19 protein-coding genes are annotated in these 24,491 nt (G+C 37.2%); 5 read left to right on the top strand and 14 right to left on the bottom strand.

What is annotated here, in order from left to right; genetic code table 11:
* Positions 1-41 precede the first annotated feature (41 nt).
* A complete protein-coding gene (locus EZ428_RS01005; RefSeq protein ID WP_131551250.1) occupies positions 42-1,442 on the top strand; it encodes an alpha-L-fucosidase in 1,401 nt (466 codons plus the stop codon).
* Between the two features lie 58 nt (positions 1,443-1,500).
* Complete coding sequence (locus EZ428_RS01000; protein WP_131551249.1) at positions 1,501-1,992, top strand: RDD family protein; 492 nt, start codon at positions 1,501-1,503, stop codon at positions 1,990-1,992.
* On the opposite strand, the gene EZ428_RS00995 is transcribed toward EZ428_RS01000, so the two are convergent.
* From EZ428_RS00995 to groES, 10 genes are all read right to left on the bottom strand, one after another.
* Positions 1,973-2,629 carry an MgtC/SapB family protein gene (locus EZ428_RS00995; RefSeq protein WP_131551248.1) on the bottom strand — a complete coding sequence of 219 codons (657 nt, stop codon included), beginning with the start codon at positions 2,627-2,629 and terminating at the stop codon, positions 1,973-1,975. The genes EZ428_RS01000 and EZ428_RS00995 overlap by 20 nt on opposite strands.
* 180 nt (positions 2,630-2,809) lie before the next feature.
* Positions 2,810-3,367: a DUF4256 domain-containing protein gene (locus tag EZ428_RS00990; RefSeq protein ID WP_131551247.1), complete on the bottom strand. Its 558-nt coding sequence runs from the start codon at positions 3,365-3,367 to the stop codon at positions 2,810-2,812.
* Between the two features lie 15 nt (positions 3,368-3,382).
* Positions 3,383-3,958: a YdeI/OmpD-associated family protein gene (locus tag EZ428_RS00985; protein ID WP_131551246.1), complete on the bottom strand. Its 576-nt coding sequence runs from the start codon at positions 3,956-3,958 to the stop codon at positions 3,383-3,385.
* Positions 3,959-3,964: 6 nt separating this feature from the next.
* Positions 3,965-4,348 carry a DoxX family protein gene (locus tag EZ428_RS00980; RefSeq protein ID WP_131551245.1) on the bottom strand — a complete coding sequence of 128 codons (384 nt, stop codon included), beginning with the start codon at positions 4,346-4,348 and terminating at the stop codon, positions 3,965-3,967.
* Between the two features lie 6 nt (positions 4,349-4,354).
* The gene (locus EZ428_RS00975; protein ID WP_131551244.1) at positions 4,355-4,822 is read right to left on the bottom strand and encodes an SRPBCC family protein; all 468 of its coding nucleotides are present in this window, start codon (positions 4,820-4,822) and stop codon (positions 4,355-4,357) included.
* A 4-nt stretch (positions 4,823-4,826) separates the two neighbouring features.
* On the bottom strand, positions 4,827-5,144 hold the full coding sequence (locus EZ428_RS00970; RefSeq protein ID WP_131551243.1) for an ArsR/SmtB family transcription factor: 318 nt from the start codon (positions 5,142-5,144) through the stop codon (positions 4,827-4,829).
* A gap of 479 nt (positions 5,145-5,623) precedes the next feature.
* The gene (locus EZ428_RS00965) at positions 5,624-6,655 is read right to left on the bottom strand and encodes a PorP/SprF family type IX secretion system membrane protein (protein WP_131551242.1); all 1,032 of its coding nucleotides are present in this window, start codon (positions 6,653-6,655) and stop codon (positions 5,624-5,626) included.
* Positions 6,652-13,623: a PKD domain-containing protein gene (locus EZ428_RS00960; protein ID WP_131551241.1), complete on the bottom strand. Its 6,972-nt coding sequence runs from the start codon at positions 13,621-13,623 to the stop codon at positions 6,652-6,654. Before EZ428_RS00960 ends, EZ428_RS00965 begins: the two co-directional genes overlap by 4 nt.
* Positions 13,624-13,808: 185 nt before the next feature.
* Positions 13,809-15,446 (bottom strand): chaperonin GroEL, encoded by a 1,638-nt coding sequence (gene groL / locus EZ428_RS00955; protein WP_131551240.1) that lies wholly within the window; start codon positions 15,444-15,446, stop codon positions 13,809-13,811.
* Positions 15,447-15,561: 115 nt separating this feature from the next.
* Positions 15,562-15,855, bottom strand: a complete 294-nt coding sequence (gene groES / locus EZ428_RS00950) for a co-chaperone GroES (RefSeq protein WP_131551239.1) — start codon at positions 15,853-15,855, stop codon at positions 15,562-15,564.
* A gap of 271 nt (positions 15,856-16,126) precedes the next feature.
* On the opposite strand from groES, the gene EZ428_RS00945 reads away from it, so the two are divergent.
* The 3 genes from EZ428_RS00945 (at position 16,127) to EZ428_RS00935 (ending at position 20,170) form a co-directional block, all read left to right on the top strand.
* On the top strand, positions 16,127-18,391 hold the full coding sequence (locus tag EZ428_RS00945; protein ID WP_131551238.1) for a GH92 family glycosyl hydrolase: 2,265 nt from the start codon (positions 16,127-16,129) through the stop codon (positions 18,389-18,391).
* 24 nt (positions 18,392-18,415) lie between these two features.
* Positions 18,416-19,501: a Gfo/Idh/MocA family protein gene (locus tag EZ428_RS00940; RefSeq protein WP_131551237.1), complete on the top strand. Its 1,086-nt coding sequence runs from the start codon at positions 18,416-18,418 to the stop codon at positions 19,499-19,501.
* A gap of 348 nt (positions 19,502-19,849) precedes the next feature.
* Positions 19,850-20,170, top strand: a complete 321-nt coding sequence (locus EZ428_RS00935; RefSeq protein ID WP_131551236.1) for a hypothetical protein — start codon at positions 19,850-19,852, stop codon at positions 20,168-20,170.
* An 877-nt stretch (positions 20,171-21,047) separates the two neighbouring features.
* Here EZ428_RS00935 and secG read toward each other — a convergent pair.
* Genes secG through EZ428_RS00915 form a run of 4 tightly spaced genes read right to left on the bottom strand, consistent with a single transcriptional unit; the run spans position 21,048 to position 24,461 of the window.
* Positions 21,048-21,407, bottom strand: a complete 360-nt coding sequence (gene secG / locus EZ428_RS00930) for a preprotein translocase subunit SecG (RefSeq protein WP_131551235.1) — start codon at positions 21,405-21,407, stop codon at positions 21,048-21,050.
* Positions 21,408-21,421: 14 nt separating this feature from the next.
* On the bottom strand, positions 21,422-22,687 hold the full coding sequence (locus tag EZ428_RS00925) for a hypothetical protein (RefSeq protein ID WP_131551234.1): 1,266 nt from the start codon (positions 22,685-22,687) through the stop codon (positions 21,422-21,424).
* Positions 22,688-22,719: 32 nt separating this feature from the next.
* Positions 22,720-23,229, bottom strand: a complete 510-nt coding sequence (locus tag EZ428_RS00920) for an LptE family protein (RefSeq protein ID WP_131551233.1) — start codon at positions 23,227-23,229, stop codon at positions 22,720-22,722.
* 2 nt (positions 23,230-23,231) lie between these two features.
* Positions 23,232-24,461 carry a sigma-54 interaction domain-containing protein gene (locus tag EZ428_RS00915; protein WP_131551232.1) on the bottom strand — a complete coding sequence of 410 codons (1,230 nt, stop codon included), beginning with the start codon at positions 24,459-24,461 and terminating at the stop codon, positions 23,232-23,234.
* Positions 24,462-24,491 lie beyond the last annotated feature (30 nt).

Raw genomic sequence — 24,491 nt, 5'->3', positions numbered from 1 at the left:
GATATTTGTGTATTTTGTGATACGAAGTTTAGAACGTTTAAATGAATAGAATAATTATTATATTTTGTCTTGTTTTTATCAGTTTTTTAGCGGTTTCTCAAACCTACAAAGCACCAACCGATGAAAAAGTGGCGGCTAAATTATCCCAATGGGGAGATAAAAAATTTGGCCTGTTTATGCATTGGGGAATTTATAGCATTCCCGGGATTGTAGAATCATGGAGCATAAATTCTGAAGATGCAAGCTGGATTCCTCGCGATAGCACCAAAAATTATGAGGAATATAAAAAATGGTATTTCGACCTTAATAAACAGTTTAATCCTGTAAATTTTGACCCGACTATTTGGGCTAGTTATGCTAAAAAAGCAGGGATGCAATATGTGGTTTTTACTACCAAACACCATGATGGCTTTGCAATGTTTGACACTAAGCAATCAGATTACAAAATTACTGGGAGGGATGTTCCTTTTGCCACAAATGCTAAAGCCAACATCACCAAAGAAGTTTTTTCGGCTTTTAGAAAAGAAGGATTTATGATTGGTGCTTATTTTTCTAAACCAGATTGGCATAATGAAAACTATTGGTGGCCGAGATACGCAACACCAGACAGGAATAACAATTATGATATTCGCTTGCATCCACAACGCTGGGATAATTTTAAGAAATTTACCTATAACCAAATTGAGGAGTTAATGAGTGATTATGGCTCAGTAGATATATTATGGTTAGATGGAGGTTGGGTTAGGCCAAAAGCAACGGTTAATGAAGAGGTTTTGTCTTGGGGTGCACCAATTCCAGCTTGGGACCAAGACATAAATATGCCTAATATAGCCAATATGGCACGGAGAAAACAGCCTGGATTAATTATGGTAGATAGAACGGTTCATGGCGAATATGAGAATTACCAAACACCAGAGCAAAAGATACCCGAAAAGCCATTAAATTATCCTTGGGAAACCTGTATGACAATGGGTGATGCTTGGGGTTATGTGCCAAATGATAATTATAAAAGTACCAATACTTTAATCCACTTATTAGTGGATATTGTTGCCAAAGGCGGAAACTTCTTACTAGATGTTGGCCCGAAACCTGATGGAACATTCCCTGAGCCCGTTTTACAAAGGTTAACAGAAGTTGGGAATTGGATGGCAATTAACAAAGAAGCCATTTATTCTACTCAACCAATTGCTCCTTACAAAACCGAAAATGTTTGTTTCACTAAAAGCAAAAATGGGAATATTTACGCACTTTATTTAATAGATGATAAAAATGTAGCTTCATCAAAAGTTACAATTAAATCGCCACCAAAAATGCCTAAAAAACTAACATTGTTAGGATTAAAATCAAACTTGAAATGGAAACAGATAGGCAATAATTTAGAAATCATTTTGCCAACAGGAGTGAAGGATTTGAAACATACTTTGGTTTTTAAGATGGATTAATAAAGGAATATTTTACTAATTTAAAGCAATTTACTAACCTTAAATAGCGTATCTCATAATGGAATTCAAGGAAAACAGCCTTAATTTAGAATATTGTAGAGCAAGTATGAGCAAAAGATTTATCAACTATCTCATAGATTCAGTTGTGGTTTTTACGGTCTTGTTTTTGATGGGTTTTACACTTGAACTTATATCTCCAGGTCTCATATCAGGATCAAGTATCGGGGGGCTTTCAGAACGAATAGTTGGTATGATATTTTATGGTACTATAATGTCTTTTACTGAAATTGCTTCTCAAGGCAAATCTATAGGTAAACTAATTACAGGAACTAGGGTAATTGATGAGGATGGTTCAAGTTTAAGTATCGGAAAAGCCATTATTAGAAATTTTATTAGAGCGATTCCTTTTGATGCATTTAGTGCATTTGGTAATCCATGCAAGCCCTGGCATGACAGTTGGTCTCATACCATGGTTGTTGATGAAAAGTTATTAGCCCTTCAAGTAAGAAAAGATGTTTTTTTCTCAGCACTTAAAAATCAAACGCAATAATTTTTGTGTCCTGCAGCATTCTGTCTACAAATTTTTGATGGTTTTTTGGGCTGCCGACTGCAGTCCAGCTGCCGCTGATAATGCCATTGGCTAATTCTTGCTTGCCCCTGCTTAATTTTAATTTGGAGTTTCTGATGTATTCTTCATAATCATCTAAACTTTCATTTTCATATCTTTTTACAATGCGGTAAGTTCTTTTGGTAAAACGACGCTCTACAAAATTCTCTACATAAGGGAATATTAATAGCGCTAGTAAAACTACAAATGTTACACCGATGGCTTGTTCGTAATAATCGCTGCCCACCGCCATTCCAATTGCCGCAACTATCCATATTACACAAGCTGTGGTTAAGCCCTTTACTTGATTATCTTCTTTAAAAATAACACCCGCACCTAAAAAACCAATTCCGGTTACAATATTAGATGCAATTCTATCCTGACTATTTAAGCCAATCTTCACAGATAAAATGGTGAATAGGGTAGAGCCCAAACCAATCATGATCATTGTTTTTAATCCGGCTTGCTTGCTTCTAAACTCCCGTTCTAAACCAATTAATCCGCAAAGCAACGTTGCTATTAAAAATTTGTTGACTTCGCTCTGCGTAAGGAAATGACTGTTTTGTAAAATGTTATCCATAAATAGTAAACTCGAGTTGAAAAACAAGTTCGAAATTAATATTTAAATAACGTGTGTTTTGGGTGTAAAGTTTTAAGGATACCTAAATTTTGGTGGATGAAAATCCAGAGATAGGAGGTTCGAGATTGCTCCAATGGAGTCCCTTCGGGACAAATCTCGAACAGCAAACTTTATAGTTACTTAAATTCTCAATGAGCCACGAAACCCTCTGGCGGCATAATAAGATTCTGCGCCATTATGGTAAACAAAAATAGTATCATAGCGTCTGTCTGCAAAAAGTGCACCTTTCAATTTTCTAATAGCGGGAGGGGTTACTATCCAACTAGATGTTTTTAAGTCGAAATTGCCCAACTGTTGCAATGATCTATATTGTTCTTCTGTTAAAAGTGCAATTCCCATACCTGCAGCCATATTAATAGCGCTATTTTCAGGTTTGTGTTCTTTCCTTGCTTCTAAAGCTTCATGGTCGTAACAAATGCTCCTGCGTCCTTTTGGGCTTTCTGCAGAGCAATCATAAAAGATAAACTCATTGGTTTTTTCATCATAACCAACAACATCCGGTTCTCCGCCCGTAGTTTCCATTTCATCTAACGACCACATTTTTTCAGGACTAGCATCTAATTTAGCTTGTACTTTATCCCACACAATGTCTTTGTGACGATTCATGTTTTTCTCAAAGCGAGCTTTTAATAGGTTTACTAGCTCTGTATGTTGTTCTGGTGATAATTTATTTTTCATGGTATTGATACTTTGTTAATCATCTAATCCTTTGCCGTCCAATATTTTGGGCAGGTATTTCTCAACTCTCGATTCCCTAGTTTTAGCTAATTTAGGTTGAGAAAAATGTAATAAATACGCTCTCTGCCTGCCTGGTGTTAATGCCTCAAAAGCAGTTTTTATAGCTGGTATTGTGTTTAGCGTATGTTGAAATTCATCGGCAATGGCAAATGCTTCAGTCTTTTTCAAAGGTACTTTTAGCCCAGCTTTTTCTACTTCGATGGCTTCAAAAATATAGGCTTTCAAGGTATCTTGCATTTCTATTATTTCTAAAAGATTGGTAAAGCGAATTTGCCGCGCTACTTGCACATTTTTTGTTTGTTGAATTAAAATGCCCTTGCTATCCTTTAATAAAATGCCTTTAAAAAAGAGGAAAGCACAATATTCCTTAAACTCGTGTATCAGCACAATATTCTTGTTTTGGAGCATGTAACAAGGGCAACCCCATTTCAATTCTTCAGTAAGCCCAGTATCAAGCGCAATTGTTCTTAACTGTGTTAGTTCTTGTTGCCACTTAGATTTATTGAAGTAAAAATCAACCTTCGGATTCATGTTCTTTTATGGTTTAATTGAAATGGTTTTTCTATCATCAGGTCTGAAATACCAAGATACTAAAATCAAGATTAACAATAATGTGGGGCCGAAAAAATCTTTAGTGCCATCTCCAATAGCTAGATGAGAAAAGATAGCGCCAGACATGGCGAAGAAAAAACCAGCATATGTCCATTCTTTTAATAAAGGGAATTTTGGAATAAGTATGGCTATAACACCTAAGACTTTCCAAATGCCTAATAGCGTTAGAAAATATAATGGATAACCTAAATGAGTCATCATATCGACTTCTTCTTTCATTTTAATGAGTTGTACAACTCCGGTTGATAACATTCCTAGCGCAAGCCAAATTGTAGCTACCCAATAGATAATTTTATTTCTCTTTGTCATGATATGTTATTTTAATTTATTTACGATTTCTTGTAAGCGATTATGCGCCATATTTAAGCCTTGAGCAAAAGGTAACGCTAACATTTGGTCTCTAAATGCAATTGATTTATACACGGTGTGTATGGTTAGTTTGCTGGTGCTTTCGGTTAATTGCTCAAATTCTAAAAATTCAAGTTGAACTGGAAATGGCGTGTTCTCCATTTTAAAAGTACGAGTGATTTTTTGGTTAGGAACAAATTCATGGATTGTACCATTTGCTCTAAATACCACTATTCCTTGAGGATTTGACGTTTCGAATTGCCAAGAACCATGTTGTTTACTCTCTAGTTTCAGCACTTTTGTACCCATCCATTGCTCAACAATTTCTGGTTCTACATAAGCTTTAAAAAGCAATTGCAAAGGCAAATCAAATTCTCTGGTAATTACGATTTCTTGCTTGCCATCTTCTGCGTGGATTTTTGTTTTTAGTTCCATATTTCTACGATTTATAGTTTTTCATTACGGCCTCCAATTTATTAAACTTGTCATCCCACATTTTGGCAAATGGGAGCAACCACTCTGCAATCTCTTTCATCTTGTTTGGATTAAAGTGGTAAGAAATTTCCCTTCCTTTTTGTTCTTGGCGCAAAAGTTCGCATTCAGTTAAAATTTGAATGTGTTTGGAAATAGTTGGTCTGGCTGTATCGAAGTTGGAAGCAATTGCACCAGCTGTCATTGATTGGGATGCCAATAGGAGCAGGATAGTCCTTCTGGTTGGGTCTGCGATGGCTTGAAAAATATCTCTTCTTAAATTCATATGTAGCTATTTGACTACAAATATATGTGAAGTCATTTGACTACGCAAATTTATTTAGCTATTTTTATTACTTCACGTTATCGAAACGCTGCCTCGGGTATTTAAACCCGATAGAAGCAGAAATACTTTTTGTTTTTGCCTCAGGGTTTAGGTTAGTTGATCACCAACATACAGATTTAGCTTCGCTGAGCCCTTTGGGGTTCTCCTTGCAGTCGAAATGACGGTAAACAAAAAGATTTAGCGTATGGCGGGACTTCAGTAACTATGAAATGCTGTCATTGTTCCAAGGGGCAATGGCAGTAAGTTAAGAGGTGTTGTCAGTCTGAGCGTAGTCGAAGACTAATTTAATTCAGCTAAAAAATCAAAAAAGATTCCTTCGACTACGCTCAGGATGACATCTTTTTTAATTTTGTTTCCTTAGTTTAAGGACATTGCTTAAGGGGAATGCCTTTGGCATTTTTTAAATTAACTAATCACGATTAATAAAAAGCAGAACACCTTAATCCATTGTACTTTTTGGTTCGGGTACTATTTGCCCAATACTTTTCGTAACCAATACTACCTTCAGTTGTACCACTGGTATTGGTGTAATTGATTTTTGAGGTTGTGGCATCATGGCTTACGCCAAATCTTATTTTCTCGGTATCTCTACGTTGCAGAAAAACATCTACAATAAGCGAAAGTACAAATGCATCTGAACCTCCTTGTTGGTTGGTTCTGTACCAAGCACCGGCATTAAAACCTCTGTACTTAAATTGTGCCCCAGCACTAATGGAACTTACATTGCCTTGTTTGTAATAAACTACAGAAGGGATTAAAAAAGCACCTTCGTCTTCCAAATAATTGTAATTATAACTTAAAGGCATTTTAAAACTGGCATTAATTACAAATCTGGCTGGTAGCCTTGCTTGTGTGCCGCTAAAAGATTCGTCTGGTCTATTAATGTGATAAACTGATGCCCCTAGCATCGCATTGCGGTAAACAAAATTTACACCAGCTGCGGGATCAAAGAAAAAGCGGTTAGAAACTTCTGGTAATTGAGCGGAAGAAATTATGCTTGGATCGTAACCTATTCTTCTATCTAATTGATCACTAAATACTAATTTTCGCCAATCTATGCTTCTATTAGTAAAGCCTGCCTGTATACCGAAAGATGCTAAGAATTCATCGCCACCAACACTATAAGAATAAGTGGCGGCAACGTTGTTTTTTGTAAGATAGGCTACGCCTTCGCTACTTCTATTAAAGGATAGACCAACACCACCAGCAAGTTTAGGTACAGCAACATCAACAGATGCATTGATGTAGGAAAGATCCCCTCCTAACGAACTCCATTGGTTTCGATAAATCATGTTTAATCTTAAATCGCCATCGAATTGACCAGTAAGTGATGGATTTAAATAGATGGGCGCATTAAAAAACTGAGAGAATACATGGTCCTGAGCCTTGGTGATTAAAAACCCAAAGCAAAAACCAATACTTAAAATCGCCACAAAAATCCTTTTCATCATCTAATTAAATATATTTCGCCCGTTCGCTTTGGAACAGATTTCCCAAAAGTCATTCCCTTCCATTCTGTGCCGTTAACCAGTTCTACATCTATTTTCCAGAAATAAATTCCCTGGGGTTGGGGCATACCTTTATAGTTTCCATCCCATCCTTCAACAGGTTTGCCATCATTTAGCTTAGTGGTTTCCCAAAGTACCTGCCCCCACTTGTTAAATACCTGCATTTTCCAGCTTTTAATGCCAGAACCTAGGGCAGTAAAAGTTTGCAATTCAGAGCTTGTGCCTCCCGGGATGAATGAGTTTGGCACATACACATAACCCGGAACACCTACAATTTGTACGTATTTCTGAAGACTATCTACACAACCATATTCATTGTAAGTTCTCATGGTAACCAAATAAGTTCCTGTATCTCGATAAGTATGTGAAGGATCTCTTTGTAAGGAAATGTCACCATCGCCAAAGCTCCATTTATAGGTTTGGGGTTCATTGGTACTCTCGTCTGTAAACTTGAAAGTATAATTTGGTATGCTGGTTACCGCTGCTGGGGAAATTGCAAATGCAGCATTTGGTGGAGCTACGATTGTAATGTAATTTGGTATTGTAACTACAGTTGGACAACCTCTGTCACTGTAGGCAGTTAACGTAACGTCATGCTGCCCAATGGTATTAAATGTGAATATTGGTTCTGCATCACGAGAAGTGTTACCATTGCCAAAGTCCCAAGCGTAACTAACTGCACCAACTGTATTATTGGTAAATTTAACCGCTAAACCAGTACAACCTGTAGTTATGTTTGCTTTAAAAGCAACTATTGGTTGAGGATCTATAATAATAGTTACTTGTGATGAAGCCGTTGAACAATCATTATTTGCAACCATGGTAACTGTGTAAGTTCCAGCCCTTGTAAAAGTATGCGATCTAACTTCTGTTTGTAAGGTGTTTACTATGTCCACAACGCCATCTCCATAAGTATAAGTAAATTGGCTCGCTCCTTTTGTGTTGTTAATGAAGTCAACTGTAAAGGGAGCACAGCCCCTCAGTTGATTTCCGTTTACGGTTAAGGCAGGGGTAATTGTATTTGGCGAAACCCTAATAATAATGCTCCTTACATCTGTTCCACATTCATTCGTAGCAGTCATTTTTACATTAAAATCTCTGACCACATCTGTTATGAAAGTATGGCTTACATCTGCTTTGCTTGTTGTAGCAGGAGATGTAGTGCCATCATCAAAATCATAACTATAAAAGGTATTAGAGCCAGGCGATGTGTTTTTGAAGACTATAGCAAGAGGAGAACAGCCGATTGTTGTAGAAGGTAAAAATGCTGCAACTGGCATTGGTCTAACTGTTACGGTTGAAGTTGCGGTGTTAGAACCACAAGGTGTTGTAACTCTTAAACTGATGTTATATACCTTGTCTTTGCCAGCTGGATCTGCTTGAAATGTTAGTGTGCCAGGATCTGCAGTAACGGAAACAAGTACATTGTCTATTCGCCATTCAAATGTAAATCCTGCTGTTATAGCAGTGGTATTTGTAAAAGTAACAGATAATGGCCCGCAACCTTGAGCAGTAGATTGTGTGTAAGATGCAGTAACATTTGGCCTAGTTGTAAAGGTATGGCTCATTTCATCTGAGAGACAACCAAGGCTACTGGTAGTAACTAATCTTATAACTACACTTGCGTTATCTGTAGCAATCGTATAGCCAGGGAAAGTTAATCCAGTACCAATAATTACACCATTTGCATACCAAGTATATGTTGCATTTTGGGCTGGGTAAGGAATGGCTTTGATATTATTATCATCTATTAAATAAGGGTTACAACCAATATCATTTGTATAGGTAAATTCTGCTCTGGCGTTTAAGTTAACGGTTATTCTAATCAAATTACTTATGCTTTGTGATGAACCAGCACAAACTGAACTTGCAACCAAGCGACGATATAATGTAGTTTGCGTAATGGCAGGTGGACTATAAGTTTGTGTATTAATGCCAGGTACAACAGACCAAGTGTTTCCATTATCTGTACTTTGTTCCCAACTATAAGTATAACTAGTTCCATCTCCACCAGTTGGCTGAGAGCCTGTAATTGTATTTGGAGTTGTTGTTAAACAAATGGTTTGATCTGCAGCAATGGTATTATTAGCAATAGGAGGTAAGGCAATTATAGTGATGATGTTACTTGTTGTTGAACACGCACCACTGCTTACAATTCTTTGGTACGATAAATTTGCAGAAACAGTTATATTTAAATCTCGAGCAGTTTGTCCGGTTATGGTTGTCCAAGGTGCGGCACCTGTTGGGCTACTCTGCCAAACATAACTGTAAGTTCCGCTTCCACCAGTTGGTAAACTTCCTGTTAAGGTAATTGCCTGACCAGTACAATTAGTAGTAGCTGAAGTGGAAATGATGTTATTTTGCAGTGCTGATAAATTGTTAACCATAACATCATCACTACTTGCAGGGCATGGCGCTACACCAGAAATTGTCCAACGGAAAATATAAGTTTGACCACCAACTAATCCATTAACTGCGCTGTTAAATTGGCTGGCATTAGCAAATGTTACGCTTGTTTGTCCTGAAATTAATGTCCAAGAGCCAGTATTGGTTAAAGGGTCATTACCAGCTAAAATAGTAGATGTTACATTACATAAATCTTGATCTGGGCCTGCAATGGCCCCTACAGCACCTTGATTTACAGTTACAGTAGCCACTGTAGAAAGTGACTCTCCGCAACTTCCATTTTTTACTACGGCTCTGTATTGTGTGGTTGTAGTTAGATTTACGTAATTGATGGATGGTAATGTTGTATTGATTACCGAGGTAGTTACGAAGTTGTCTGTAGAGCTTTCCCACCTTACAATGTTCCCTACATGCCCGCTTACTGTGATTTGGCCATTGCTATTTCCTGCACAAACGGAAGTGTTACCCGCCGTCATGCCTCCATTTGAAGGGAGGTCGATCTTAATATCTACATCGTCGCTACTTGCAGGACAAGGAGCTAGGCCAGAAACTGTCCAACGGAATGTATAAGTTTGACCAGCAACTAATCCATTAACTGCGGTATTAAATTGGCTTGCATTAGCAAATGTAACACCAGTTTGCCCAGAAGTTAAAGACCATGATCCTGTGTTTGTTAAGGGATCATTTCCTGCTAAGACAGTTGACGTTACGTTACACAAGTTTTGATCCGGGCCTGCAAGAGCGCCAACGGCACCTTGATTTACGGTTACCGTTGCTACTGTAGAAATAGCTTCACCACAACTGCCATTTTTTACAATGGCCCTGTATTGTGTAGTTGTACTTAGGTTGGTGTAATTTATTGTCGGTAATGTGGTGTTGATTATGGTAGTAGTTACAAAATTATCAGTAGAACTTTCCCATCTTACAATACTTCCTACCTGACCGCTTACTGTGATTTGACCATTACTATTGCCGGCACAGACAGCTGTGCTGCCCGTAGTTATTCCACCATCAGATAGAAGGTCTATTCTTACAATTACATCATCACTACTTGCAGGGCAGGGAGCCAAACCTGAAATTGTCCAACGGAAACTATAGGTTTGCCCGGCAACCAATCCGTTAACAGCAGTGTTGTATTTGCTGGCATCAACAAAAGAAGTGCCTGTTTGCCCAGAAATGATGGTCCATAAACCTGTGTTTGTTAAAGGGTCATTTCCTGCCAGAACGGTAGATGTTACACTACATAAATTTTGATCTGGGCCTGCAATGGCACCAACAGCACCTTGGTTTACGGTTATGATAGCAGCACTAGAAATTGCTGTGGCACAAACGCCACTTTGCACAATTGCCCTAAAATAGGTTGTAGTGGTAAGATTGGTATAGGTTAGTGATGTTGTAGTGTTATTAATTATATTTGGATAAGTTACGCCACCATCTGTTGAACTCTCCCACCTTATAACGTTACCTGTTTGCCCGCTTAATGTAATGGTGCCGGTATTAATACCTGCACAAACTGTTGCGGATCCTGCTGTTGTACCACCTACCGAAATTGGATTTATCGTAATGGAAACATCATCAGTTTTTGGAGAGCAGCTAGCCGCTCCAGTAATCGTCCATCTAAAAATATAGGTGTTGCCAGGAAGCAGGCCATTCGCCGTACCATCAAATTGAGTAGGATTTGTAAAAGTTACACCAGGGAATGGGCTTACTTGTGTCCAAAGGCCAGTGCCAACTGTAGGTTGATTTCCTTTAAGTGTAAAACTTGTTGCATTACAAATATTTTCATCTGCACCTGCATCTGGTGTGGTTGGCTGAGGTTCAACAGTAATTGTTATGGTTACTGGAGTTCCAGGGCATCCTTCATCTGAAATTGGGGTAATGGTATAGTCGACAGTTCCAGAAGTAGTTGTGTTATTAACAAGAATATCATTAATTGTATTGGCTGAGGTAGGTGTTGAATTAGTACTACTCCCTAAAACACCAACCGTGGCAGCGCTTGTCCAAGTGTATTTAGTATTTGGTAAATTCGACGCTAAAGTAATGGCTGCACTTTGTCCACTGCAAATATTAAGGCTAACAGCAGTTGGGGTTACAATAGGATTTGGGGTAATTGTAACGGTAAAGGTAAATGGAACTCCTAAGCAACCATTGCCGGTTGGTGTAATTGTATAAGTAACTGTTGCATTTGAGGTAGGATTACTATTTGTTAAAATATCATTAATATTTCCACTTCCACTTGCTGTGAAGCCTCCAGCATTAGCTGACCCAGTTGCTGTCCAGGCATACGTAGCTCCAGCAGTTGCTGAAGTTGGAGCATAGGCAACATCAGTGCCTGTGCAAATCGATTTTGTATTGGCACTATTTACAGTAACCAATGGTTTAATGGTAATAATAATGTTGTCGTCTATAACATCACAAGGAGCAGGTAAAGTGGTAGTTGCTCTTAATGTTAACGTTACTTGTCCTATCGCTTTCTCAGCGGCACTTGGTGTATAAGTTGCATTTATATCATTTCTATTTGGGCTAAAAATTCCCGATCCCCCAACCCATACTCGTGTTAAAGCTGTTCCTGTGACCGAACCATTTAAGTTAACTATATCATTAAAACAAATGGCTTGGTCCGCTCCTGCATTTACTGTTGGGGCCGGTGTAAATGAAATGGTTTGATTTACGGTTACTGATCCACAGTTGTTTGTGTGCGTTACAGAAACTGTATAGGTTGCATAGTCTAGAAATTGTATTGAAGGATATTTCGTGTTCTGATTTGAGCCCCCTGTAAAAGCAAAATTTCCACCAGTAATAGTCCAGGTATAGGTATTTGCTAATTCAAATGATGTTCCCGAGAAAGTAGTTCTTGTAGGTCCTGGTGTTGTAGGGTTAAAATCGTAGGTGTTAATACTACACAGCGCTGCATTTGGAGATAAGGTGGCGGTAGGAGCTTCATTTACTACAACTCTTTGAGATAAAGTACTAACTGAACCACATGAAGGTGTGCTAATAGTTAAGGTAACTTGATAAACCCCGGTATTACCAAAAATAAATTCTGGTTGTTGGCTTGATGAACTTGTACCACCTCCATAAGATACACCTGTAGAAGGTGATACAGACCAAGAATAATTAGCAGTATTACTGCAGGTATTGTCAACTATAGAGGTGTTTGTTGGAATAATGGAACTGCCCAAACAAATTGTAGCTGAGGGAAGCGTAAATGATGGTTTAGGAGAGTCTTGAATACAAATAGACATTTCAAATGGATCGGCATCGCAGGTGCCAGAACTTACTGACTCTAGTCTAACAGTATGGGTGCCATTAGTAGTAAATGTGTAAACTAGATTATCCGATATAGGTCGATTTGCCCATACTAAAACCCCATCTACAAACCAATTATAAAATACAGTGTTCGGCGTGCAACCAGGAGAGTTTGTATTGGGATCTTCGCCTTGTAAAGATGTGTTGACAAATGTTACGGCTGTATTAGTACACGATGGTGTTACTGTTGTAAACGAGTTTATGGGTTTAGCAATAACCTTTGCTGTTGATGAAATGGCAGCACCCACTTTTCCACAAAATGGATTTTCGACGCTAATGTTTACGGCAAAAACGTTGTATTCTGTGCCCGAGGATCCGCTGAAAACATTTCCGCAAGACGATTGTGTGTAAACATGTGAAACTTTTCCTCCACTTTGAATAATATCACATAAAGTATAGGTAGTAGTTGTTAAGTCCCCCCAATTTACTACATACGTGTCTCCTGGGAAGTTTTTTTGAATACCAGCAGTACCAGTGTAATCTACGCTAAACTCTAACGCTCCCTGAGGCAAACAAACTACATTGTTCCCACTAGTTGAAAAGGCTGTTACGGTTTGGTTATTAATAATGAAATATGCTTTTGTTGCAACTCTTCCATCCAGCATTAAAGCCTTAGTTACAAGGGTATAATGCGCTAGACCAGCTGTAAATATTTGATTTGGGGTTAGGAAAGCTAAAGTTGTTGGTGCTCCTCCCGAAATTTCATTTGTAATTGTTGCACTTACTATAGTCCCAGCAGTTGATTCGTTAGTTAGTGCGAAATTATTGTTGTTTTTACCTGCACATAAACCAAAAGTCTCGGTGTTAGCGGCACTTATTGGTACTGAAGTAATTTTAGCCTCAACAGCACTACCAATTCCAATTACAAAAGAATTGGAAACTGCTGTAGTTAAAACTGGTGAAGATGATTCTATCCTTAATTTGTAGCCCAATCCAGCTGGCGTGCCCACCGGAATAATCCCATTTACAAAAGTGCTATAGAATGAATTATAGGTTCCTATTACCACTCCTGGAGCAAAATTTCCACTAGCATCAGAAAGCCTGAGTCTAAAAATGTTTCCTTGAGCTATACAGGTAGCAGGATCTATTGTGAAAGTAGCAGCGATAGTGCTACCGGGTGAATAAGGGCCCGGATCTATTGTACCTATGTTAAGCTGAGCAAACACAGGGAATGCCACAGCACATAATATGCTCAAGAACAGTATTCGGACTAATTTCACGGTAAAACAATAGGTACCCAAATATAGCCATTTATCTATTGAAATTTAATTTTGAATTGGTGAAATTGTCGTTAAAAGAAAAACCCCTCAGAACTTATAAGTTTTGAGGGGGTTTTTATGTGAATTATGGAAGTCCCCTTTAGGGGATTCAGGGGTTTGAATTACATCATTCCACCCATGCCACCGCCACCCATTGGAGGATGTGCACCAGCACCAGCTTCTTCTTGCTCATCTGCTAAAACAACCTCTGTTGTTAATAACATTGCTGCAATAGATGCTGCGTTTTCTAAGGCTACACGTGATACTTTAGTTGGATCGATAACACCAGCTCCAATTAAGTTTTCGTAAACATCAGTACGAGCATTGTAACCGAAATCTGCTGAACCTTCTTTTACTTTTTGTACAACGATAGAACCTTCAATACCTGCGTTTTCGCAAATTTGACGTAATGGCTCTTCGATAGCACGACGAATAATTTGGATACCAGTGTTTTCGTCTTCGTTAACACCTTTAAGGTCAGTTAAAGCAGCAACTGCACGAATAAATGCAACACCACCACCAGCAACAATACCTTCTTCTACTGCTGCACGAGTTGCATGTAAAGCATCATCAACACGGTCTTTTTTCTCTTTCATTTCTACTTCACTTGCAGCACCTACGTAAAGTACAGCAACACCACCTGAAAGTTTAGCTAAACGCTCTTGTAATTTTTCTTTATCGTAATCTGAAGTAGTAGTTTCAATTTGAGCTTTGATTTGACCAACACGAGCTTTGATGTCTTCAGATTGACCAGCGCCATTGATGATAGTAGTATTGTCTTTGTCAACAACAACTTTCTCTGCAGAACCTAAATAAGTTAAATCAGCATTTTCTAATTTATAACCTCTTTCTTCAGAGATAACGATACCGCCAGTTAAGATAGCGATGTCTTCTAACATTGCTTTTCTTCTATCACCAAAACCTGGAGCTTTAACAGCAACAACTTTCAGAGAACCACGGATTTTGTTAACTACCAATGTAGCTAAAGCTTCACCATCTAAATCTTCAGAAATGATAACCAACGGTTTACCAGTTTGAACAGTTTTTTCTAAAACTGGCAACAATTCTTTCATGTTGCTGATTTTTTTGTCGTAGATTAAAATGTAAGGGCTTTCTAATTCCGCTTCCATTTTATCAGCATTAGTTACAAAATATGGAGATAAATAACCTCTGTCAAATTGCATACCTTCTACTGTTTTAACTTCAGTTTCTGTACCTTTTGCTTCTTCAACAGTAATTACACCATCTTTACCAACTTTGCTCATCGCTTCTGCAATTAATGAACCGATAACATCATCGTTATTAGCAGAAATTGAAGCAACTTGTTTAATTTTATTGTTGTCATCACCAACAGCTTGAGATTGCTCTTTTAAATTAGCAACAACTGCCGAAACAGCTTTGTCGATACCACGTTTCAAATCCATAGGATTTGCACCAGCAGCAACGTTTTTAATACCAGTAGTGATAATTGCTTGAGCTAAAACAGTAGCAGTTGTAGTCCCATCACCAGCAATATCTGCAGTTTTAGAAGCCACTTCTTTAACCATTTGAGCACCCATGTTTTCAATTGGGTCTTTTAATTCGATTTCTTTAGCTACAGTTACACCATCTTTAGTGATAGCTGGTGAACCAAATTTTTTATCGATAATTACGTTACGACCTTTTGGACCTAAAGTTACTTTTACTGCATTCGCTAAAATGTCAACGCCTCTTTTCAGGGCGTCACGTGCTTCAACGTTATATTTTACTTGTTTTGCCATTATTAATATTGTTTGAATGTTTTAATGTTGGAAAGTTGAAATATTTTCTTGTCCAACGGTTATATGTTTCATCTTAACATTACAACGTTTAAACATTGCAACGTTACAACGTTTCTTAAAGAGTTCCTAGGATGTCAGAATCTCTCATGATTAAATACTCTGTGCCTTCGATGGTTACTTCTGTACCACCATATTTGCTGTATAAAACTTGATCGCCAACTTTTACGCTTAAAGGAATCAGACTTCCGGTTTGGTCTGCATATCTACCTGGTCCAACTGCAACTACAACACCTTGTTGTGGTTTTTCTTTAGCGGTATCAGGAATATAGATACCTGAAGCTGTTTTTTCTTCTGCAGCAGCAGTTTCAACAACTACTCTGTCTGCATTAGGTTTAAAGTTTAAAGCCATAAATACTTTTATTTTTTAGTTTTTGTAATTGAATTAATTCGCAATATAATACGATGAATTGGATTAATCAGTTTTTGTGCCAAGACTATTTTGATTGTCAAATTTGCATTTGCTGTCAGTTTATGGTTTTTTACAATAATTTCAGGTGTCAGACTGGCAGGAAACAAAAAAATCTTAGGACAAAAAACTAAGGTTTTCACGCTTCTTTTTTTGTAAGATTAATTACTAAATCGTTTTATAAACTAAAATCTAATTTTATACATTTGATTGTATGAGAAGAATTAAATTTCTAGGATGGTTTGTGCTATTGCTTTTTATGGCATCAAATCTCTTTGCCCAACTTGAAAAAAGCCCAGTTGATTATGTAAATCCCTATATAGGTAACATTAGTCATCTATTGGTTCCCACTTATCCAACGGTACATTTGCCAAATAGCATGTTACGTGTATATCCCGAAAGAGAAAATTACACAAGCAATCTATTATATGGTTTACCATTGGTGGTTACCAGTCATCGTGGTAGTTCGGCTTTTAACCTTAGTCCTTACCAAGGATCAATTGCTAATATTAAAAGTGTGATGAGATTGAGCTATGATAACGAAATGATCAAGCCTTATTTTTACAGTGTAGATTTAGATGAAATAGATGTTAATGTGAAGTATGCTCCATCGCATCAATCTGGTATGTACGCTATCGGTTTTGCTAATAAAAAACAGACTCCTTATCTCATCATCAATACAAAAAGAGGAGAGCTAACCAAAACAGACCACAGCATAAGTGGTTACCAACAACTAGACAATAAAACTAAAGTATACATCTATTTAGAAACGGATGTTAAACCAGCGCTTATTGGTACACAAAAGGCTGATAAGATTGAATCTGAAAATAATGCGACACAAGGTAATAATGCCTTTTATGTAATTCAGTTTCCAGTAAATACAAGTAATGTTAAAGTGCGTTATGGTATTTCTTTTATTAGTGTTGAGCAAGCAAAGAAAAATTTAAGACGAGAAATCAAGGATTACAATTTGGATGTTCTGGCTAAACAAGGTAAAAATATTTGGAATAAAACGCTTAATAAAATTAAAATAACCGGAAAGGATGAAAACGCCAAAGTGGTTTTTTATACCTCACTTTATCGTACTTATGAGAGGATGATTTCTATATCTGAAGATGGAAATTATTATAGTGCTTATGACGGCAAGGTGCATAGCGATGGTGGTAGAAATTTTTATACAGATGACTGGATTTGGGATACCTATAGGGCTACGCATCCGCTACGCGTTATTATAGAACCTAAAATGGAAAGCGATATGATTAACTCTTATGTTACCATGACAGAGCAAATGCCAAAAGCGTGGATGCCTAATTTTCCAGAAGTAACAGGAGATAGCAGAAGAATGAATGCTAACCATGCGGTAGCTATGGTTGCAGATGCGAATGCAAAAGGATTAAAAGGCTTTAACTTACAACAAGCCTATGCTGTGGCTAAGGCAGCAATTACAGAAAAAACCTTGGCGCCATGGTCTTCAAAACCAGCCGGAATATTAGATCAATTTTATAAGGATAAAGGTTATTTCCCTTCTTTGGCTGCTGGTGAAAAAGAAACTGTACCAGAAGTGCATGGTTGGGAACGTAGACAACCTATTGCTGTAACCTTGGGAACAGTATATGATGAATGGTGCCTTTCTAAGATTGCTTCAGCAATTGGTGATAAAAAAGATGCTGATTATTTTTCTCTTCGCAGTAAAAACTATCGTAAGGTGTTTAACCCTGAAACCAAGTTTTTTCACCCTAAAGATTCTACTGGTAATTTCATGCCAAATTTAGATTATCGTTTTCCGCCAGCAGTTGGTGGTAGAGACGCCTATGATGAAAACACAGGATATATTTTTCGTTTTGATGTACAACACAATATTGCAGACTTGATCAACTTGATTGGAGGAAAAGATGAATTTATTGGTGCTTTAGAAAATATGTTCAGTACACCGTTGGGCAGAGGTCGTCCAGATTTTTATCAAACTTATGCCGATCATACAGGTAATGTTGGCCAGTTTTCTATGGGAAATGAGCCAGCCATGCATATCCCATATCTGTATAGTTATGCTGGACAACCTTGGCATACCCAAAAAAGAGTTAGAACATTGCTTGACCAATGGTTTAGAAATGATTTAATGGGTATACCCGGTGATGAAGATGGAGGCGGACTGACTTCTTTTATAGTTTTCTCTCAAATTGGTTTTTATCCCGTTACACCAGGCTTACCAATGTATGTAATAGGTAGTCCGGTTTTTGAAAAAGCAACCTTGGATTTGGGTAATGGAAAAACTTTTACGGTTAGTTGCTTAAACTATTCATCGGGTCATAAGTACATTCAAAGCGCTAAATTAAATGGGAAGGTTTGGAATAAAGCATGGTTTAGCCATGAAGAATTAATGAAAGGAGGAGTTTTGGAATTAGTGATGGGCAAAAATCCTAACAAGATATGGGCTGCGGATAAAGATGCCGTTCCGCCTTCTTTTGAAATGCCTAATTAACATTTACTTGATAAATAATTCAAAATGAAAAAAATACTATTCCTAATTGCGTTATTGGTTACATTAAGCCAAATAAAAGCTCAGGAGGTAAAACCACTAGAAGTTGCTATTGCTGGGCTAAGTCATGATCATATTTATGGAATTTTACAGCATTATAAAAAAGGAACCATAAAGCTTTTAGGCATAGCCGAAGCTAATCCAGTCCTAGTTGCCAAATTCAAAAAGAGCTATCAAATTCCAGATTCTCTGTTTTACAAAGATTTGCGAGCTTTACTTAAAAATAAGCATCCAGAAGTGGTAATGGCATTTAATGCGGTTTCTGAACATATTAATGTAGTTAGAGTTTGTGCGCCTCTAAAAATAAACGTGATGGTAGAAAAACCATTGGCAACAACCGTAAAAGATGCTGAAGAAATTGTTGCCTTGGCCAAAAATAATAGCATACAGGTATTAACCAATTATGAAACTACTTGGTATGCTAGCAATCAAAATGTGTACCAACAAGTAAAGGCAAATGCAGTTGGCGATGTAGTAAAAATGATAGTACACGATGGACATCAAGGGCCTAAAGAAATAGGGTGCAGTGCTGAGTTCTTAGAATGGCTAACAGACCCAATAAAGAACGGGGCAGGAGCTTTAACAGATTTTGGTTGTTATGGCGCTAACTTAATGACTTGGTTAATGAATAATCAAATGCCAATTTCTGTTAGTGCGGTTACGCATCAAATCAAACCTACTGTTTACCCTAAAGTAGATGATGATGCTACCATTATTTTAGAATACCCAAATGCTACTGGAATTGTTGAAGCATCATGGAATTGGCCATTTAGCATTAAGGACTTAGAGGTTTTTGGCAAGAAGGGTTATTTACAGGCTGTAAATGGAAATACCTTGCGTAGCAAAAACGGAAATAATAACTATGACATCCTAAAACTGGAGCAGTCTGAAAAAAACTACAGAGATTATGTGCCTTATGTTACGGCAGTTTTAAGAGGGGAAATTAAACCTGTAAATGATTTATCATCATTAGCAAACAATTTAATTGTAGTAAAGATTTTAAATGCAGCAAAAGAATCTGCCAAGACAGGAAAAAAAGTGATGATGAGGTAGCCTTATTAATTTCTTGCCCTTAACCAAAAAATGTAACATGATGATTTGGATCATTCAGCTTATTTCAAGATAGTTTCGGTTAAATAGGGGTTACTGTTGCCGTCATGCTCAGCTCGTCCCGATAGTTATCGGGAGGGCATCGTAATGCGATAGCAGGTATTTTTACTTTTCGCTGGTATTATCACCAATCCACTATTTTTTTTATCGGTAAGTATAGTTGGTGATCCACCAACCAGAGGTTAATATTATTTACTACCCTCATATTCAGTTCGACGGGGCATCGTAATGAAATTAAACTTATTTCGATTAAGAATTTAATTTACTGATAGAGTGTATATTTGCATCATTATGGGTTACACAAAAGAAAGAGTAAAGCTTGAGAAGCTATTGGCTAAGCTAAATGGAGTTAGTATTTACATCGAAAAAAGTCTTGATGTATTGTTACATACTCATGAAGAGTATTCTCATACCATTAGAATTTTAAAGAACAAAGAGCCTGAGGTATTTACAAGTCATTACACTGAAGAATTACAGGCTATTAAGCTGGCTAAAAAAACGCTAAAAGAAAGCGACACAGATTTAGCAAAAGAAGAAAATTTTAATGCTTATAAAGAGGTTATAACTACAGCCCTTAAAAAAACGATTAACGCTGCGCTAGCGATTGTATAAGATTTAGATTGGCTAATAGTTTGTATAATTAGAACATCTGATTGGTGATAACACCACAGTTGTTCGGAACAAATTTATTAATGATTTTTTAACCACACCTGCCTGCCGGCAGGTAGAGACATAGAAAACATAGGATTGAGCAGTTTCTTCTGTATCAACTATGTGCCTATGTGGTTAGTTTTTAATCTTCCGAACACTGATAGTTATAATACCCACCAGAGATTAAACTGACAAATGCGAATCAAGGTGTTTGGAGCTTAGGGTAGGGGCAATGTGGCAAAAGGTTAACCCTACATTAGTTTAGCCTTAGTGTTACAAGTTCCATCCTACGTCCATCCTTCGTTCATCTTACGTTTATCCTTCGTTTTTATAGGCGCCTAGGTATAGCAATATTAGGTGTAGTCTGAAGCTTGGCTGGGATCTTAGCTGATCATGTGCAAAAGTTGTGGACTAGGTAGATATTATTACGCTCGCTAATAACTAGAATTATCACACAGGAACATTGCTGTAATAAATCTTCATCATAAATGTATATAAAATCTATATAAAGTCCAAGTTTTATTATTAATATATGGACTTAGTATGGATTATATATGGACTTACTATGGACTTAGATAGTAAGAGAGTAACATTGAGGTAAGTGGTAAATCTATTCGGTTATCGTTAAACCTAAGGTTACCCTAATTGAAAATAGATATGGAATTGGTTCACAGATTTTGAAAGTGATCCGTCTTAGCGTTAGTTAAATAGGGTTACGCTTTTATATTATTTTACGATTAGTTGCCGTTCGGCTTTCCTGTTTGCAAGGGACGAACTTCTAAAACAAAAAAACTCCTGAACTTTCGCTCAAGAGTTTTCACTATTTCGTTTAATGAAATTATTTTTTAGTAGTATCTGCAGTTTTTGCAGGAGTTGCAGCTGGTGTAGCAGATTTAGTACCGCCACCCAAAATAGAAGGATTAGCTTGTTTGCTGATCTTATCGTCAATTTTAGAAGCGCCTGCAGATGCACCACCACCAGATTTACCAACAGTGGTAATTGCTAATGAACAAACTACAATTAAGGTTAACAATACCCAAGTGCCTTTTTCTAAAACATCACCAGTACGTTGTACGCCAAACATGTTACTGCCAGAACCGCCAGTAGCCAAACCACCACCTTTTGGGTTTTGTATTAAAACAAATCCGCCTAATGCGATGCAAAAAATAATTAATAAAATGATTAAAAAGGTTACCATGGTATTTTATGTTGTTAAATTTTCTTTTCTAGAGATTGAATAAGGTCGGCAAAGTAACGGCTTTTTTCTGGAAATTTCAAACTTAATTTTTCATAAGTATCTATAGCCTTGTGGTAAAGCGTTTGCTCGATATAAATTGCCGCCAAAGTTTCTGAAACTAGATCGTTATGGTCTTCGGCACTTTTCTTTGCCTTGTTCTCATTGTTGATTTGCTCTGCCTTTGGTGGTCTTATTTGTGGCTCGTTTTTAATGAACGAATCTATAATATCGGTCCCTTTATGTACAATTTGCTTGTTTAGCGGTCCTTTATTAGCTTCATCGGCAATATTAAATGGTGTTTGCAAATGGAAGATGTGCTCCACATATTGTTGCTGTAATTCGCCTTGAACAGCAGGAGTGTTGTTAGTCTTTTTCGGCGTAACATAAGGTTGAAAAATCTGCTCATGCGCTGCACGTGTTTTTGCTAACCACCATAAAAAGGTATAAGGCAATTTATCATCATCGTATTTGCTAACCGTTTGCGCTTCTGCTTCTTGGTCGTACTCTTCTGGATGTGTAAATACTTTAGTCTCGCTTTTTGGTGTCGCGGAAACTTCAGTAGTAAAGCTTTTTTCGAATGCAAAAAAGTCTGATGCTACAATACTTTCTATTGCTAATTGATCAGGCAAACTTTCTTCCTTAACCTCATCTTTGATCTTAATCTCGTCCTGAGCCTTAGTTAAAACAGGAACAAAAGCAGCAGTGTCAACTTCAGCTATTTCTTCAAAAGTTTTCTCCTCTTCTTTTTCAGGTTCTACTGCCGGAGTAATGTTTAACTCAGCTATTTCTTCGTAAACTTCTTCGTCAACCTCATCTTCTACCTCAGTCTCAACCTTATCCTCAGTTACAGGACTTGCCTTTATCTCAGTGATTTCCTCAAAAGTTTCTTGCTCATCTGTTAAAGTTTCGGCAAGTTCCAAATCTTCTACACTTTCTATCTGCTCGTAGGTTTGATTTTCATCCGCCTTGATGGCGTCAACAGGAACTAAATTTAATTTGCTGGTAATTAAACTTTCTGTTTGATAAATGACTTGATGCAACAAAGCACCACCATTATATAAAGCTGCAGTTGCTAAAGTAGAATCGTTTGCATTGGCCTTAGCTAATAATAAATGTAAAGGCTGATAATAAGGATATTTTTTAACTAAATCTGACAACAAATCGGTATCTGCTGACGAAACCATAACTGGTTTTGCCAATAAATTTGCGAGGTGTTGTTTAGTATGTAGATCTAGCTCCATGTTGCTAAGTTAATAATTGAAATGTGATATTGTTACCATTGTGCGAAAGCACGATTAAATATATTTTCGGTAAGCTTTACGTTTACTTCCTTAATCAATTTATCTTGAATGGATTGCAAAGATTGACCTGCTAACGAAAAATCTGTGAAAGCTGTAAAGCTTTCATCAAAGCCTTCTTTTTCATGGTCCTTAATGTTATTGATGTATTTAACTTTAACAGTTATGGTTAAGCGATTGGCACCAGCAACCGGTCTGGTGTTGTCTTGTATGGCAATTGGTTTAATGTTGTAATCTACAATCTCACCCGTAAAGCTTGCATCTGCTTCTTGCTGTTGCGTAATAGTTAAATTACTTTGATTACGGATATAAGTTTTTAAGGATTCAGTAAAATCATTACTTAAAGTTGGGATTACTAAGGGTGCTTTGTTCTCGAAAAGTGAAATGTTAATTGTTTTCATTTCTGGTGGGATAGAAGCACCTTTAAATGTATAACACCCGCTTAGTGAAATAACAACTGCTAAAATGAATATGATTTTCCTCATGGTTATAGGTTAAGTTCTTTTATCTTACGGTATAATGTACGTTCTGAAATACCCAATTCTTGTGCAGCAAATTTACGTTTGCCTTTATGTTTCTTTAATGCTTTTTTAATTAAGTCAGATTCTTTATCTACTAAGGATAATGATTCTTCAACTTCCTCGGCATCATGTGCATAGTTATATTCTGTTGGCGCATTTTGCGATGGATGTTTAATTGTTAAAGTTGACTCATTGTTGTTAGGCATATCAACTTCTTGATATAACTGATTAATGAACTGAGGGTTGTCTGCCATGATATGCGATGTATTGCCACCATTCTGAATAATCTCTGCTACCAATTTTTTCAACTCCATCATGTCCTTTTTCATATCGAAAAGAACCTTGTACAAAATATCTCTTTCAGAAAAATCTTCTTTGCTGTTTCCATTAAGCGTCATCGGTAAATTACTTCCTTGTTCATTCGGAATATAATTTAACAAAGCTTGTCCGCTTACATTTCTGTCTTTTTCTAGAACGCAAATTTGCTCTGCAATATTTTTCAACTGCCTAACATTTCCTGGCCAGCTGTAATTGCTTAAAATCTGAATGGCTTCTGGTTCTAACTGAATCCCCGGACTGCGGTATTTATCGCTAAAATCTGCAGAGAACTTACGGAACAATAAATAAATATCTTCCTTGCGTTCATGCAAAGCCGGAATGCGCAATGGAACAGTGTTTAACCTGTAGTATAAATCTTCACGAAATTTTCCAGATTTTACCCTGTTATAAACATCAACGTTTGTTGCCGCAATAATACGTACATCTGTTTTTTGAACCTTAGAAGAACCTACACGTAAATACTCACCACTTTCTAAAATACGTAACAAACGAGCTTGTGTACCCAATGGTAATTCGGCAACCTCATCTAAAAATATCGTTCCGCCATTGGCAACTTCAAAATAACCTTTACGAGCTTCATGTGCGCCAGTAAAAGAGCCTTTTTCGTGACCAAATAATTCTGAATCTATTGTGCCTTCTGGAATTGCACCACAGTTTACCGCAATAAAAGCACCATGTTTACGAGTGCTCATTTGATGGATAATATGAGAAAAAACTTCCTTACCACTACCACTTTCTCCGGTAATTAATACCGACATGTCTGTAGGGGCAACTTGTCTGGCAGTATCTATAGCACGGTTTAACAGCGGCGAACCACCAATTATCCCGAACCTATTTTTTATATCTTGTATATCCATTTAGTATCAAGTATTTAGTATCAAGTATCA

The organism is Pedobacter frigiditerrae, from assembly GCF_004331645.1.
Lineage (GTDB): Bacteria > Bacteroidota > Bacteroidia > Sphingobacteriales > Sphingobacteriaceae > Pedobacter > Pedobacter frigiditerrae.
This window is presented reverse-complemented; position numbering and strand designations above follow the sequence as displayed.

Coding starts and splice junctions, on each gene's coding strand:
- EZ428_RS00920 (WP_131551233.1), bottom strand. CDS start 23,229: ATGAGGAAAATCATATTCATTTTAGCAGTTGTTATTTCACTAAGCGGG.
- EZ428_RS00970 (WP_131551243.1), bottom strand. CDS start 5,144: ATGAATTTAAGAAGAGATATTTTTCAAGCCATCGCAGACCCAACCAGA.
- EZ428_RS00990 (WP_131551247.1), bottom strand. CDS start 3,367: ATGAAAAATAAATTATCACCAGAACAACATACAGAGCTAGTAAACCTA.
- groES (WP_131551239.1), bottom strand. CDS start 15,855: ATGGCTTTAAACTTTAAACCTAATGCAGACAGAGTAGTTGTTGAAACT.
- EZ428_RS00995 (WP_131551248.1), bottom strand. CDS start 2,629: ATGGATAACATTTTACAAAACAGTCATTTCCTTACGCAGAGCGAAGTC.
- EZ428_RS00965 (WP_131551242.1), bottom strand. CDS start 6,655: ATGATGAAAAGGATTTTTGTGGCGATTTTAAGTATTGGTTTTTGCTTT.
- EZ428_RS00945 (WP_131551238.1), top strand. CDS start 16,127: ATGAGAAGAATTAAATTTCTAGGATGGTTTGTGCTATTGCTTTTTATG.
- EZ428_RS00940 (WP_131551237.1), top strand. CDS start 18,416: ATGAAAAAAATACTATTCCTAATTGCGTTATTGGTTACATTAAGCCAA.
- EZ428_RS00975 (WP_131551244.1), bottom strand. CDS start 4,822: ATGGAACTAAAAACAAAAATCCACGCAGAAGATGGCAAGCAAGAAATC.
- EZ428_RS01000 (WP_131551249.1), top strand. CDS start 1,501: ATGGAATTCAAGGAAAACAGCCTTAATTTAGAATATTGTAGAGCAAGT.
- EZ428_RS00980 (WP_131551245.1), bottom strand. CDS start 4,348: ATGACAAAGAGAAATAAAATTATCTATTGGGTAGCTACAATTTGGCTT.
- secG (WP_131551235.1), bottom strand. CDS start 21,407: ATGGTAACCTTTTTAATCATTTTATTAATTATTTTTTGCATCGCATTA.
- EZ428_RS00925 (WP_131551234.1), bottom strand. CDS start 22,687: ATGGAGCTAGATCTACATACTAAACAACACCTCGCAAATTTATTGGCA.
- EZ428_RS01005 (WP_131551250.1), top strand. CDS start 42: ATGAATAGAATAATTATTATATTTTGTCTTGTTTTTATCAGTTTTTTA.
- groL (WP_131551240.1), bottom strand. CDS start 15,446: ATGGCAAAACAAGTAAAATATAACGTTGAAGCACGTGACGCCCTGAAA.
- EZ428_RS00985 (WP_131551246.1), bottom strand. CDS start 3,958: ATGAATCCGAAGGTTGATTTTTACTTCAATAAATCTAAGTGGCAACAA.
- EZ428_RS00935 (WP_131551236.1), top strand. CDS start 19,850: ATGGGTTACACAAAAGAAAGAGTAAAGCTTGAGAAGCTATTGGCTAAG.
- EZ428_RS00915 (WP_131551232.1), bottom strand. CDS start 24,461: ATGGATATACAAGATATAAAAAATAGGTTCGGGATAATTGGTGGTTCG.